Annotated in this window: 8 protein-coding genes; 1 reads left to right on the top strand and 7 read right to left on the bottom strand. The window is 60.5% G+C overall.

Going from position 1 to position 13,478, the window contains the following annotated elements; translation table 11 throughout:
* Positions 1-454, bottom strand: a 454-nt coding sequence (locus tag ACLRGG_RS10990) for a chloride channel protein (RefSeq protein ID WP_416249803.1), incomplete at its 3' end; no start/stop codon positions are given.
* Between the two features lie 166 nt (positions 455-620).
* Between ACLRGG_RS10990 and hemL the strand changes: the two genes are divergently transcribed.
* Positions 621-1,904 carry a glutamate-1-semialdehyde 2,1-aminomutase gene (gene hemL, locus ACLRGG_RS10985; protein WP_416249802.1) on the top strand — a complete coding sequence of 428 codons (1,284 nt, stop codon included), beginning with the start codon at positions 621-623 and terminating at the stop codon, positions 1,902-1,904.
* Positions 1,905-2,170: 266 nt separating this feature from the next.
* On the opposite strand, the gene fhuB is transcribed toward hemL, so the two are convergent.
* From fhuB to hrpB, 6 genes are all read right to left on the bottom strand, one after another.
* Positions 2,171-4,153: a Fe(3+)-hydroxamate ABC transporter permease FhuB gene (gene fhuB, locus ACLRGG_RS10980; RefSeq protein ID WP_416249814.1), complete on the bottom strand. Its 1,983-nt coding sequence runs from the start codon at positions 4,151-4,153 to the stop codon at positions 2,171-2,173.
* Positions 4,147-5,028, bottom strand: coding sequence for a Fe(3+)-hydroxamate ABC transporter substrate-binding protein FhuD (fhuD, locus tag ACLRGG_RS10975; protein ID WP_416249801.1), 882 nt, complete (start codon positions 5,026-5,028; stop codon positions 4,147-4,149). Before fhuD ends, fhuB begins: the two co-directional genes overlap by 7 nt.
* Before the next feature lie 14 nt (positions 5,029-5,042).
* Positions 5,043-5,837 (bottom strand): Fe3+-hydroxamate ABC transporter ATP-binding protein FhuC, encoded by a 795-nt coding sequence (fhuC, locus tag ACLRGG_RS10970; protein WP_416249800.1) that lies wholly within the window; start codon positions 5,835-5,837, stop codon positions 5,043-5,045.
* A 50-nt stretch (positions 5,838-5,887) separates the two neighbouring features.
* A complete protein-coding gene (gene fhuA / locus ACLRGG_RS10965; protein WP_416249799.1) occupies positions 5,888-8,089 on the bottom strand; it encodes a ferrichrome porin FhuA in 2,202 nt (733 codons plus the stop codon).
* Positions 8,090-8,368: 279 nt separating this feature from the next.
* Positions 8,369-10,891 (bottom strand): bifunctional glycosyl transferase/transpeptidase, encoded by a 2,523-nt coding sequence (gene mrcB / locus ACLRGG_RS10960; RefSeq protein WP_416249798.1) that lies wholly within the window; start codon positions 10,889-10,891, stop codon positions 8,369-8,371.
* A 106-nt stretch (positions 10,892-10,997) separates the two neighbouring features.
* Positions 10,998-13,439 carry an ATP-dependent helicase HrpB gene (hrpB, locus tag ACLRGG_RS10955; RefSeq protein ID WP_416249797.1) on the bottom strand — a complete coding sequence of 814 codons (2,442 nt, stop codon included), beginning with the start codon at positions 13,437-13,439 and terminating at the stop codon, positions 10,998-11,000.
* Positions 13,440-13,478 lie beyond the last annotated feature (39 nt).

Below are 13,478 nucleotides of genomic sequence, written 5' to 3'. Positions count from 1 at the left end.
AGATGTGTATAAGAGACAGCCCCAGCACCATCCCCGCCCCCAGCGTACCCATACCGCCAATAAACTTGACCGGAATAACCCGCCACCAGCGTACGGGTCTCAGCTCTTCAAGCGCCCCTTCTATTTCAGGAATCCCGGATCCAGATGCCTCAGGCGCAAAGCGCTGGACCAGCCAGTAGCCCGCTACGGCCAGCAGCGCCGAGAGAATAAAAGCCAGCGGAAACAGCAGCCAGTGCGCATCAAGGGCGGCCAGCAAAGACAAACGCCGGGTCGTGACCCAGAGGACGGCCTTTTCAAACCCTACCCCCAGCAGGCCAGCGAGCATTCCCACCACGCCGGCGAGAACCAGCACCGCCACCGATGTTTTATCTCGCTTCAGCAGTAGGCGCAGAAAGTCGCCGCGTCGGGCGGGAACGGAGGACAACGTATCGGTAGAAGGGGACGCTGAGTTCATAGGGGTTACAATATGTTCTAACAGAGGGGATATCATACTCAGCATCCGCGCAATGTCTTATGAAAAATTAGCAGCGTTGTGCATTAACGCGCGTCTTATCTTTTAACCCGCTGCCATGTTCCTTAGAATGGCGGGGTTTTCTTCGCAAATCCTCAGGAGCGGAACCATGAGTAAGTCTGAAAATTTGTATGCTCAGGCACAGCAACTAATTCCCGGCGGCGTTAACTCGCCGGTACGCGCCTTTACCGGCGTTGGCGGTGTACCGCTCTTTATCGAACACGCTGACGGCGCAAGGCTGTACGACGCCGACGGTAAAGCTTATATCGACTATGTCGGTTCATGGGGGCCGATGGTTTTGGGCCATAACCACCCCGCCATCCGTGATGCGGTCATCGAAGCCGCAGGACGTGGGCTGAGCTTCGGCGCACCGACCGAGATGGAAGTAAAAATGGCGCAGCTGGTGACTGACCTGGTACCCACCATGGATAGGGTCAGAATGGTCAACTCCGGTACGGAAGCGACCATGAGCGCCATTCGCCTGGCGCGTGGTTTTACCGGCCGCGACAAAATTATTAAGTTTGAGGGCTGCTACCACGGCCACGCCGACTGCCTGCTGGTGAAAGCGGGATCCGGCGCACTGACGCTGGGCCAGCCTAGTTCACCGGGCGTACCCGCTGATTTTGCCAAACATACCCTGACCTGCACCTATAACGATCTGGACTCGGTACGCGCGGCTTTTGAGCAGTATCCCCATGAGATCGCCTGTATCATCGTTGAGCCGGTTGCGGGTAATATGAACTGCGTGCCGCCGCTGCCTGACTTTCTGCCGGGCCTGCGCGCCCTGTGTGACGAGTTTGGCGCGCTGTTTATCATTGATGAAGTGATGACCGGGTTCCGCGTAGCGCTGGCCGGCGCGCAGGCTCACTACGGCGTGGAGCCCGACCTGACCTGTCTGGGTAAAATCATCGGCGGCGGAATGCCGGTCGGTGCCTTCGGTGGACGCCGCGAGGTGATGGATGCGCTGGCACCCGTCGGTCCGGTCTATCAGGCGGGTACGCTTTCCGGCAACCCCATCGCTATGGCCGCCGGGTTTGCCTGCCTGAGCGAAATCGCCAAACCCGGCTCGCACGACAGACTGACGGCGCTGACCGACCAGCTGGCTGAAGGCCTGCAGGCTGCGGCGAAAGCAGAAAATATCCCGCTGGTGGTCAATCACGTCGGCGGTATGTTTGGCCTGTTCTTTACCTCAGCAGACACCGTCACCCGCTATCAGGACGTGATGGAGTGCGATGTGCAGCGTTTTAAAACGTTCTTCCATCTGATGCTTGAAGAGGGGGTATATCTGGCTCCTTCCGCCTTTGAAGCAGGCTTTATGTCGCTGGCACATACCCAGCAGGACATTCAGCACACCGTCGACGCCGCGCGTCGCTGCTTCGCAAAGCTGGCCTGAATCACCCGGCCTCCCGGATCGCAAATGCGCCTCACGCATCCTGCATCGGAAAAATCAGCGTAACCCTCCGGCTTCCCTGACGGGAAGCCAACGCCTGAGAGCCTGCCCGGGAGATCGGCGCAGGCTCTCTCCTGTCGATAACAGGAGATCTCTGCTGTCGCAGCCGCACGCCCCTTTCCTCCTGCGACAACACCCGGCGTAAGAAAGGAGCGCGTTAAGCGCAGACTTACGCCTGCTGGCGTTAGTCATCCCTTCCGCCATCCTGTTTACATTTTTCGCAGCAGATAGACGAAGTAAGGCGCGCCGATAAAGGTCGCAAGCAGCCCCGCCGGGATCTGGTCGGGGAAGGCCACCATGCGACCGCACCAGTCCGCTATCACCATCAGCCCACCGCCCAGCAGCGCCGACATCACCTGCTGGGGTAAGGTACGGCGGAAGCCAAGCATCCGCGCAATGTGCGGCGCCATCAGCCCCACAAAGCTCAGCGGTCCAATCGTCAGCGTGGCGGCGGCAGTCAGCGCGGCCGCCAGCAGCAGCAGCAGCAGCCGGGAGGATTTCAGCGCCATACCCAGCGAACGGGCCGTCTCGCCGCCCAGCGGCAGAATAGTTAGCCAGCGGCGGCAGAGCGGAACCAGTGCCAGCAGCAGCGCTGCGGTGACGGCCGTACGCCACGCCTGGAGGGCATCAACGTGATAGGTTGAGCCAGAGATCCACGTCATCAGCTGGGCCATACGCGGATCGCCGCTGGCCATCAGTAACAGCAGCAGCGTACCAAAGGCGGTACTCAGCGCCATCCCCGCCAGCAGCATACGTTCCGGTGAAAATCCCCCTCTCCCGCTGGCGAAGGTGATAACCAGCAGCGTCGCCGCCGCGCCAAGCGTACCCGCTGGCAGCAGCCAGCCAAAGGCATCGCCGGGCACAATAAACAGCATCACCACCACGCCAAACGCCGCGCCCGAGCTGATGCCCAACACTTCCGGGCTGGCCATCGGGTTGCCGGTCAGCCGCTGAACGATGCACCCGGCCACGCCCAGCATCATACCGGTCGCCAGCGCCGCAGACAGTCGCGGCAGCCGCCAGGGCAGCAGCTGGTCCCACAGCTGGCCCGTCGCCCACTGCCAGCTATGCGCATCGCGCCCCAGGCTCAGCGCCAGGGTAGCCAGCAGCAGCAGCGCCACGCTACCCACAGCCGCCCACAGCAGCACGCGATGCCGCTCACGGGTCAGCCCTTCCCGCTGGCTGGTCGCAGACGGCACCGAGGTGGTACGCAGGCGCGGCAGCAGCCAGAGCAGCAGCGGGGAACCGATAATTGCCGTCGCCGTACCGGTTGACACCTCCCGCCAGTTATCGGTCAGCCAGATAACCGCCTGATCGGCCAGCCAGAGCAGCAGCATTCCAATCAGCGGGGCCAGCAGCATACGGCTGAGCAGGCGCCGTGCGCCAAGCATCTTCGCCAGCAGCGGGGCAAACAGGCCGATAAAGCCAATAATCCCGGCGGCGTTCACCAGCTGGGCGCTGAGAATAATCGCCAGCGCCAGCACGCCCATTCGGGCGGCCGACAGCGCCAGCCCGAGATTTTTAGCGACGCCATCATCCAGCCCCATCAGCGTCATCGGGCGCAGCAGCAGCAGGGAGAGCAGGAAGCCCACCAGCAGCTTTGGCCAGAGGAAGATGACGTTCTGCCAGTCCATCTGATTGAGCGTGCCGGTACTCCACAAAAACATCCCCTGCAGACGATCGTGGTTAAACAGCCCCAACAGCTGATTTACCGCTCCGCAGTAGAGCGACAGGACCAGCCCGGCAAGGATCAGCGTGACCGGAGAGAGTCGTTTTCCCCAGGCGATACCGAACACGATCAGCCCCACGATAATCGCCCCGCTCATCGCGGCGATCTGCTGGGTAGCCAGCCCGCCGGGCAGGCTCCACAGCGTCACCACCGTCAGGCCCAGCTGTGCGCCGGTCGCGACGCCCAGCGTGGTGGGCTCCGCCAGCGGATTACGCAGCACCTGTTGAAACAGCAGCCCCACCAGCCCAAGGCCGGCGCCCACCAGCAGCGACATCGCCAGGCGCGGCAGCAGGCTGTAGTGGAACACCATCTGCGTAACGCTATCCCTGTCCGGGGCAGTGAACGCGCTCAGCCACTGGTCGCGTGGCAGATGCTGGCCGAAATTGTAAAAAGTCAGCAGCGCGGCCAGCGCAAATAACAGCGTCAGCAGGGTCATCGGGAAGCGAAAAGTGGTCTTCATGATGTCCCCAGCGCGCGTTCAAGCGTTTGACAAAAGCGCATCGCAGACAGCGTTGCGCCATAGAACCAGACCTGCGGCACGCGCTGGAAGCGGTTTTCACGTACGAAGGGCATCGACTGCCAGAGCGGCGTCGAGGTGACCTGCTGCACCAGGGCATCATTTTCATGATCGAAGCAGATCGCCTCCACATTATGCATCGTCGCCAGGCGTTCGATACCAATAACCGCGCTGCCCCAGAAGTTGGTTTCTCCCCGCCAGGCGTTTTCAATATCCAGGGCATTCATTACTTCAAGAAACATACTGCCCTTACCGAAAACCAGCGCATGGCGTGAATCGAGAATCGACATCAGCAGCAGCGGCCTTTTCGCGCGATGCGCCAGCCGCGTTTTGGCCCCGGCCACGTAAGCATCGTACTGCGCCAGATGGGCTTTCGCCTGCGGTACACGCCCTACCCGCTCTGCCAGCTGCATCAGGGAGTTGCGCGCCATGGTCAGGGGTTTCCCGCTGGCATCGCTGAAAGGAAAGCCCATCGAGGGGGCAATCCGATCGATTATGTCCCGCGCCGGGCCATAGCCCGAGGAGAAAAGGATCAGGGAGGGTTTCATCTGGATAATGAGCTCCAGATTAGGTTCAGTACGCAGGCCGACATCCACCGTGGATGCCGGTAGGGCAGGCTGGCCGACCCACTGCTGGTAGTTGAAAATTTCAGCCGCGCCCATCGGTGCCACACCGAGCGCCAGCAGCAGCTCGGCGGGCAGCCATTCAAGTGTAATAATACGGCTGACATCAATGTCCTGTGCCGCCTGGCTTTGCAGCGCAGGCAGCAGGGGTGAAAGCGCCATCGCCATCAGCAGGCGGCGGCGAAAAAGATCCGGCATGACGTCTCAGTCCCTCAGTATACAAAGCTCACCGGCGCGCCGCCGTGAGGATGAGGCAAAATCCCCATGGGGATGCCGTAAATGCGCCCAAGTGATTCCGCCTGCATAATGGCTGCGGCATCCCCCTGGGCGATCATTTCCCCTTCCCGCAGCGCCACCAGCCAGTCGCTGTAGCGGGCGGCAATATTAATATCATGAAGGATCGCGATCACCGTCAGGCCGCGCTCGTGGCTCAGCCGCTGGATCAGCGCCAGCACCTCAACCTGATGCGCAATATCCAGCGCCGAGGTCGGTTCATCCAGCAGCAGGCAGCGGCTATTCTGCGCCACCAGCATGGCGATCCAGGCTCGCTGACGCTCTCCCCCGGAGAGGCTGTCAACCAGCCGCTTAGCAAACGCGTCCAGCCCCACCAGCGCAATGGCCTCATCAACCCGATCGCAGTCCTCCGGGCCAAAACGCCCCAGCGCACCGTGCCACGGATATCGCCCCATCGCCACCAGCTCGCGTACCGTCATCCCTTCTGCGGACGGCAGCTGCTGCGGCAGATAGGCCACCTCACGGGCAAAGGCTTTTCCCTTCCATTCTGACACCGGCCGATCGTTGAGCAATACCCGGCCTGCGGTGGCGGCATGGTGCCTGCCAAGCAGCTTCAGCAGCGTTGATTTACCCGAGCCATTGTGACCAATCAGCCCGCAAACTTTCCCGGCAGGAAAGGTCAGGGACAGCGGCTGCAACAGCGTACGGCCAGGAACGGTAAAGGAGGCGTTATCAAGCGAAAAGGTGGTTTCAGTTGCATGCAGATGAGACATAGCGGTCTTCTGATTGGTGGGCGCAGCAGAGCCGCGCCCGGGTGCAAAGATTAGAAACGGAAGGTTGCCGTGCCGACGATCTCACGCTCAGCGCCCCAGTAGCAGGCATAGTCGCGGTAGCAGCTGGCAACGTAGTTACGATTAAACAGATTACTCACGTTAACGCCAATTGACGAGCCCGGCATGCCAAAGCGGCCCAGATCGTATTTTACCAGCGCATCCACCGTGGTATAGCCTGCGACGTCAAAGTTCTGATTACTCTTAACGCCATTTTCTGCCGTCTCTGCGTACAGGCCTTTACTCTCACCGATATAGCGCACGCCTGCGCCCAGGGTCAGGCCGGAGAGTGCGGTTTCATGGAAGGTATAGTCTGCCCACAGGGAGGCCATATTTTTCGGCACTTCAACCGGCGTCTTGCCCTTCAGCAGAGTATCGTGAGTATATTCTGCATCGGTATAGGTGTAGGCCGCCGTCACGTTGACGTTTTCGTTGACCGCCGCTTTGGCCTCCAGCTCTACGCCGCGCGAGCGGATTTCACCGCCCTGCACGCTGAAGTTAAGATTGCGCGGATCGGCAGTCAGGTTTTTGGTTTTGGTCAGCTGATAGACCGCTCCGGTTAGCACCAGGGGGCGATCTTTCGGCACATATTTCACTCCGGCCTCATACTGTTTGGCGCGGGAAGGATCGAACGTCGCGCCGTCCAGGGTGCTGCCCGCGGTCGGAATAAAGGATTCGCTGTAGCTAAAGTAAGGTGCGATGCCGTTGTCGTAAACGTAGTTAAGCCCGCCGCGCCAGGTAAACGCCTGATCGTGGTTTTTTGCAAGGCTGTCGCCGCTGCGGTTGTAGGCAGAGGTCATCGCGTAGTCGTAGCGTCCGCCCAGGGTCAATACCCAGCGATTCCACTCCATCTGATCCTGAGTATACAGGCCGGTCTGTTCCTGCTTGTTCAGATAGTGATAGGGAAACAGTGAACCGGGCACCATTTGATCGCTGCCATACTGCGGATCCAGCGCGCTGAGCGAGGTCGCCGAGCCGAAACCGGCGTTGATATCGTTGCGGGTGCGCTGATAGTCGACGCCCATCAGCAGCGTATGATCCACCTGCCCGGTGGCGAACTTCGCCTGCAGCTGGTTATCGACGGCAAACTGATTCAGTTTTTCCTCAGAGAGGGCGTAGCCGCGCGTAATGGTATTGGTGCTGCTGTCGAAACCGTTGCCGTAAATGCTGCGATAATTCGTGCGCAGATCGGCATAGCGCAGGTTCTGCCGCACGGTCCAGGTATCGTCGAAGCTGTGCGAAAAGTTATAGCCAATCATTTTGGTGTTGCGGGAGATCTTGTTGCTGGCTTCGCCTTCATCAAAATCCCGGCCCAGCTTATGCTGATTGCCATTCGCATCGACGAACGGTACCACCGTCCCCTGACGCGGCAGCCAGCCGTAGTAGCCGGTTTGCGGTTCGTTCTGGAAATAGGTCAACAGGGTAAAATTGGTTTTATCATCCGGCTGCCAGCTAAAAGAAGGCGCGAGGGTGTAGCGCTTTTCCTTCTGCATGTCCTGCTGCGCATCCTGGCTGCGAGCCAGACCGGTCAGGCGGTACGAGTAGACGCCCGCATCATCAATCGCGCCACCGAAATCAAAACCGGTAGAGAAGCGGTTGTCGGTGCCCATCTGGAACTGCACTTCGCGCAGGGTTTCAGTGGTCGGACGCTTGCTGACCAGTGACACCACCCCGCCCGGGTTACTTTTTCCATACAGAACCGAAACCGGGCCGCGCAGCAGCTCGGCGCGCTCCAGGAAGTAGGGATCGATAGCGAATTCAGAGTAGTTATCGCCCTGTAATTTCAGGCCATCCAGATACTGGTTGGTATTGGTTTCACTAAAGCCACGAATCGAGAGCGCATCTATCACGTTGGAGCTGCCGCGGTTGCCCGTCAATACGCCCGGCGTGTAGTTGAAGGCGCTTTTCACCGTGGTGACGTTATGCAGCGCCATCTCTTCCTGAGTGACGACGGAAACCGACTGCGGATTTTTTTCTATCGGCGTATCGGTTTTAGTGCCGGTCGCGCTGTGCTTAGCCGCGATGGTTGGCGCTGGTCCCCAGGCGCTCTCCTGCGGCGCCGCGCTGGCATCGACGGTCATGGTCTGCTCAGCCGCGAAGGCGGAAGAGGACGAAACCGCCAGCGTCACCAGGACGGCCAGTTGGCGTTTAGAGGTATTAATTGGTGAAAAAGGAAGCAAAAATTCGGTCGCCATTGTGCTTTTCTCTGGATGTAATAAGTTAAATGCAAACGTAAACGATAATTATTATTATAACGATTGGATAATATGCGAAACGACGGAATTGGCGCAAGCAAAAATCATCAACGTTTCTGCCGCCTGAAAGGGGAAATAACCGCAGTTTATACGGGGTAAACAGGATTTTAAAAGTTCTGCTGGTACTAACGCACTTTTTTCATCTTATTTACACGCTTTACGCGCCAGCCAAAAAAAAACCGGCCCCCTGAGGGGCCGGTTTTTATCCGTAGGGTCGGGTTATTTACCAAACATATCCTTGATCCATCCCGCCACGCCGTTGCTGTCCTTCTGCTCACCCTGCTGCTGACCGCCCTGCTGCTGCTCATTCTGCTGCTGCAACTGCTGCTGCTGCACCAGCTGGGCCTGCTGCTGGCAAAGCGCGTTGGCATCGGTCGTCCACACGGGCAGTGTACGCCAGCTGCTGCTACCGGAGCCGCAGACGAAGTTACCGGCAGAATCGACGTTCATCGGTGCGATATCCTCCGGCGGCGTAGCCATCAGCGGCATCGGTGCCTGATTATCCAGGTAACGACGGTAGATCTGCATTGCACCGCTGGCACCGTACAGCTTCGTCGGCTGGTTATTATCACGACCAATCCAGGTGATCGCCACTTCCTTGCCGTCAACGCCTGCAAACCAGCTGTCTATCTGGTTGTTGGTGGTCCCGGTCTTCCCGGCCAGATGGGCCTTCGGATAGCGGGCGCCCAGCGCACGCGCCGTACCGTGATCAACAACCTGCTGCATCGCATACAGCGTCAGCCAGGCCGCCTGTGCAGGCACCACGCGTTCGGCCTGCGGGAAGCTCTGGTAGAGTACCGTACCGTCTTCCGCAATCACCGAGCGCAGCGCGGAGAGCGAAGCGCGGTTACCGCCGCTGGCGATGGTCTGGAACGCCTGGGCGACTTCGATCGGCGTCAGGTTCAGCGCCCCCAGCAGCATCGCGGGAACCGGCTGGAGCTGATCTTTTGGCACGCCCAGTCTGGTCCAGGTATCCACCACCTGCGGCAGGCCGAGGGTCATCCCCAGGTTCACCGTCGGCACGTTCATCGAGTTGGTGAGCGCGTCCACCAGCATCACCTGGCCGCTAAAGCGACGGTCGTCGTTCTGCGGTTTCCAGATCTGCCCGTTGGGCTGCTTCAGCGCGATAGGATTGTCGGCAATCCAGCTGTTCAGACGGTATTTATCGGGCTGGCTCAGCGCCGTCAGGTAGGTAGCAGGCTTAGCCAGTGAACCGATGGATCGACGGGCCTGTAGCGCACGGTTATAGCCGGCGTACTGCGGATCCGCATCGCCCACCAGAGCACGCACTTCGCCGCTAAAGCGATCGACAACCACCATGGCGGTTTGCAGGTCGTTAATACCCCGCTGTTTACGCAGCGCCGGGATCCCCTCTTCCACCGCTTTTTCCGCCGTATCCTGCGAGACAGGATCCAGCGTGGTGAAGATTTTCACGCCTGACAGGTCTTTAACCTTATCACCCAGCTTCGCCTGCAGCTCGTTACGTACCATCTGCATAAAGGCCGGCTGCGGCGTAATCACCCCGCCCTTCGGCTGGACGCCCAGCGGTCGGGCGCTCAGCATATCGTACAGCTCCTGATCGATAACCTTCTGCTGCTGTAGCAGACGCAGCACCAGGTTACGGCGTTCCAGCGCCAGCTTCGGGTTGCGCCACGGATTATAGAGCGACGCCCCCTTCACCATGCCCACCAGCAGCGCCTGCTGATCGAGGCTCAGCTCATCGACCGGGCGGCCAAAGTAGTAGAGGCTGGCCAGCGGGAAGCCGCGGATCTGATCGTTGCCCGCCTGCCCGAGGTAGACTTCATTCAGATACAGCTCAAGAATACGATCTTTACCGTAACGCGCATCCATGATCAGGGCCATATAGGCTTCGTTAGCCTTACGCCACAGCGATCGCTCGTTGGTCAGAAACAGGTTTTTCACCAGCTGCTGCGTCAGCGTACTACCGCCCTGCACCGCACGTCCGGCGGTGATGTTGGCGAGGAAGGCGCGGCCAATCGAGTAGAAGCTGATGCCATCATGCTGGTAGAAATGACGATCTTCGGTAGCGACCAGGGTATCCACCAGTAAATCGGGGAAGCCTGCACGCGGCACAAACAGGCGCTGCTCACCATTGGGGGATTGCAGCATGGTGATCAGGCGTGGATCGAGGCGGAAGAAACCAAAATCCCGACCGCTGTCGAGGTTCTTGATCTCAGAGAGGGTGTCATTGCTGAAGCTCAGACGCGCGCGGATCTGCCCCTCTTTACTGTCCGGGAAATCGAACGGGCGGCGGATCATCTCAATGCTGTTGGCCTGCACGGTAAACTCGCCGGGCCGCGTCATGCGCGTCACCTCGCGGTACTGTGTGCCTTCCAGCAGGGCGATCATCTCTTTTTTATTGTAAGACATGCCCGGCTCAAGGCTGACCATACGGCCATAGACCGTGGCGGGCAGCTGCCAGACTTTGCCGTCAATGCGGCTGCGGATTTGCGAATCGAGGTAAACCCCGTAGGCCGCCATCAGCACGATAAAGATCAGCAGTAGCTTGATCAACAGGCTCAGCCAGCCCCTTTTTTTCCGCGATGGACGCCCTTTTCCTTTACGTGGCACCGGTTTTATCTCCTCGTCTTCATTGTCATCGTCCTGAAAATCATCGTATTCATCATGTTCATCATCCCTGCGGCGACCTCTGCCCGCCGTCTTGCGCGGAGGTTTGGGCTGTTTGCCTTTGCGCCCAATGGGTTCGCGATCGTCAGACATCTGTTTCTTTTCTCCAGGGGTAGCCGTCGGCCAGGCCGACTACTCTGTTATGACTCAACTCGCTTCGGAACGGGAACCTTCCGAAATGCCTGCCTGCGCGCCACCGTCAGGAGGGCGCAGAATATTTTTTGCTGCGCCGCGTCGGCGCTGCCGTTGCCGGGTCGTCCGGCCAGACGTGTTTAGGGTAGCGACCCTTCATCTCTTTCTGTACCTCGCGCCAGGCACCCTGCCAGAACGCGGCCAGGTCGCGGGTGATCTGCAACGGTCGCTGCGCGGGTGAGAGCAGTTCCAGCACCAGCGGAATACGGCCCCCGGCCACGCACGGATTCTGCGCTTCGCCAAACATCTCCTGCAGACGAACCGCCAGCGCCGGCGGATTCTCTTCGTCGTAGCGAATCGGCAGCCGGCTTCCGGTGGGCACAGTGTAGTGAGTTGGCAGAGCAGTATCCAGTTGCTGACGCTGTGACCATGTGAGTAATTGTAATAAAGCGCTGGCGGCGTTAATTTGTCGCAGCCCTTTTGCGTCCCGCACGCCGCTCATCATCGGCAGCAGCCAGCGCTCAAGTCCGGCCAGCAGGCTGGCCTCATCGGCTGCAGGCCATCCCTCTTCCGGCAGCCAGCGTGCGGCACACACCAGCCGGATCCGTAGCTGTTCCGCCTGCGGCGTCCAGTTGAGCACCGACAGCCCTTTGCTGCGGATCCAGCGCAGCATCGCCGGATGCAAATCCGCTTCATCGGGCTTATTCAGCGGCTGTGCCTTGAGCACCAGCTCACCAATCTGCTCCCGCTGCCAGGCGCGCAGCGTACCGCGCTGTTCATCCCACTCCACCTCAGTGCGCTGTTCCACCAGGCCGGGACGCTGCTTAACCAGCCGCTCAGGTTCTACCGGCATCGCCTGAAGGATGCGCGCGGAGGTTCCGGCGCTGCCCTGTAACAGACCCGGCGCAATCAACCATTCATAACGGTTAAGGGCATCCGTACCGTCGAGCATTGCCCCACTGCCGTTCGCCAGCTGATAGCGTCCGGCCTCGCCGCGTTGGCGGGCTACCCGGTCCGGGAAAGCCCCGGCGAGCAGAGGCGCAATTTTTTCGCTGTCCGGCAGGCCGCTGGTCAGCTTCAGGCGCTTTTGCAGCTGTTTTGCCCGCGCCAGCCAGTTAGGCTGACGGCGGTGGAAGCTGTCGCGGAGATCGCTACTGCCGCGCGCGGGTTCTTCCAGCATCGCTACCAGCAGCGCAGCCGTAGCCACGCTGTCGGCATCGCTGCCCGCATCGGCCAGCATGGCGCTCAGCCGGGGATCGGCGCCGATCCGGGCCATACGCCGCCCTTTTGCGCTGAGCTGCCCGCTGGCATCGGTGGCGCCCAGCAGGCGCAGCAGGCGCGCGGCCTGCTGAATTCCGCTCTCCGGCGGGCGATCCAACCACTGGAGCTGACTGACATCGCGGCAGCCCCACTGCAATATTTCCAGCCACAGGGAGGCCAGATCTGTATGCAGGATCTCCGCGTCTGCATAGCTGGCGGCGCGCTCTGCCTGCTCTTTCGCCATCAGGTGCAGGCAGATACCCGGCTCCAGACGCCCCGCGCGACCGGCGCGCTGAGTCATTGAAGCCTGGCTGACCCGCTGCGTTTGCAGCCGCGTTAGCCCGCTGCGTGCATCAAATATCGCCGTGCGTTCCAGCGCGCTGTCGACCACCAGTCGGATCCCCTCAATGGTCAGGCTGGTTTCCGCAATATTGGTTGCCAGCACCACTTTGCGGCGGCCCGCAGGCGCGGGGAGGATCGCTTTGCGCTGTTCAGCGAGCGGCAGCGCGCCGTAGAGCGGGCAGAGATCGACATCCGTGGCAACCCGTGCTGAGAGCTGCGTGAGCACACGCTGGATCTCGCCGACCCCCGGCAGAAAGAGCAGCAGGGAGCCGTGCTCCTCGCACAGGAGCTGACTGACCTGACACGCCACGGCGTCTTCCATGCGCAGATGCGAGGGCAGCGTGACATAGCGACGTTCGACCGGAAACGCGCGCCCTTCTGAAGCGATAGCCGGGGCATCCGGCAGCAGGGCCTGGAGACGGGCATTATCCAGCGTGGCCGACATCAGCAATATTTTCAGATCGTCCCGCAGCGCCTGCTGCACGTCCAGCAGCAGCGCCAGCGCCAGATCGCCCTGCAGGCTTCGCTCGTGAAACTCATCAAGGATCACCAGCGAAATGCCCTCCAGCAGGGGATCCTGTTGCAGCATCCGGGTGAGGATGCCCTCCGTCACCACTTCCAGTCGGGTTGTTGGCCCGACACGGCTCTCCGATCGCATCCGGTAGCCAATGGTCTCCCCCGGCTGCTGGTTAAGCTGCTCCGCCAGGCGCTGAGCCACGTTACGCGCCGCCAGCCGACGCGGCTCCAGCAGCAGGATGCGTCCGCTGAAGTTAGCCTGGTGCAGGATCTGTAGCGGCAGCCAGGTCGATTTCCCGGCGCCGGTAGGGGCGGCAAGCAATACCTGGGGCGAGCGGCGCAGCGCATCAAGCAGTTCAGGTAAAACGGCACCGACCGGATATGAACTCACTTTTGGCTCCATAACGTAGTGGTCTGAATCAGCTGGGCA

This window comes from Erwinia sp. PPS120 (assembly GCF_047918655.1).
Classification (GTDB): Bacteria; Pseudomonadota; Gammaproteobacteria; order Enterobacterales; family Enterobacteriaceae; genus Erwinia; species Erwinia tasmaniensis_A.
This window is presented reverse-complemented; position numbering and strand designations above follow the sequence as displayed.

Coding starts and splice junctions, on each gene's coding strand:
- mrcB (WP_416249798.1), bottom strand. CDS start 10,891: ATGTCTGACGATCGCGAACCCATTGGGCGCAAAGGCAAACAGCCCAAA.
- fhuA (WP_416249799.1), bottom strand. CDS start 8,089: ATGGCGACCGAATTTTTGCTTCCTTTTTCACCAATTAATACCTCTAAA.
- fhuC (WP_416249800.1), bottom strand. CDS start 5,837: ATGTCTCATCTGCATGCAACTGAAACCACCTTTTCGCTTGATAACGCC.
- fhuD (WP_416249801.1), bottom strand. CDS start 5,028: ATGCCGGATCTTTTTCGCCGCCGCCTGCTGATGGCGATGGCGCTTTCA.
- hemL (WP_416249802.1), top strand. CDS start 621: ATGAGTAAGTCTGAAAATTTGTATGCTCAGGCACAGCAACTAATTCCC.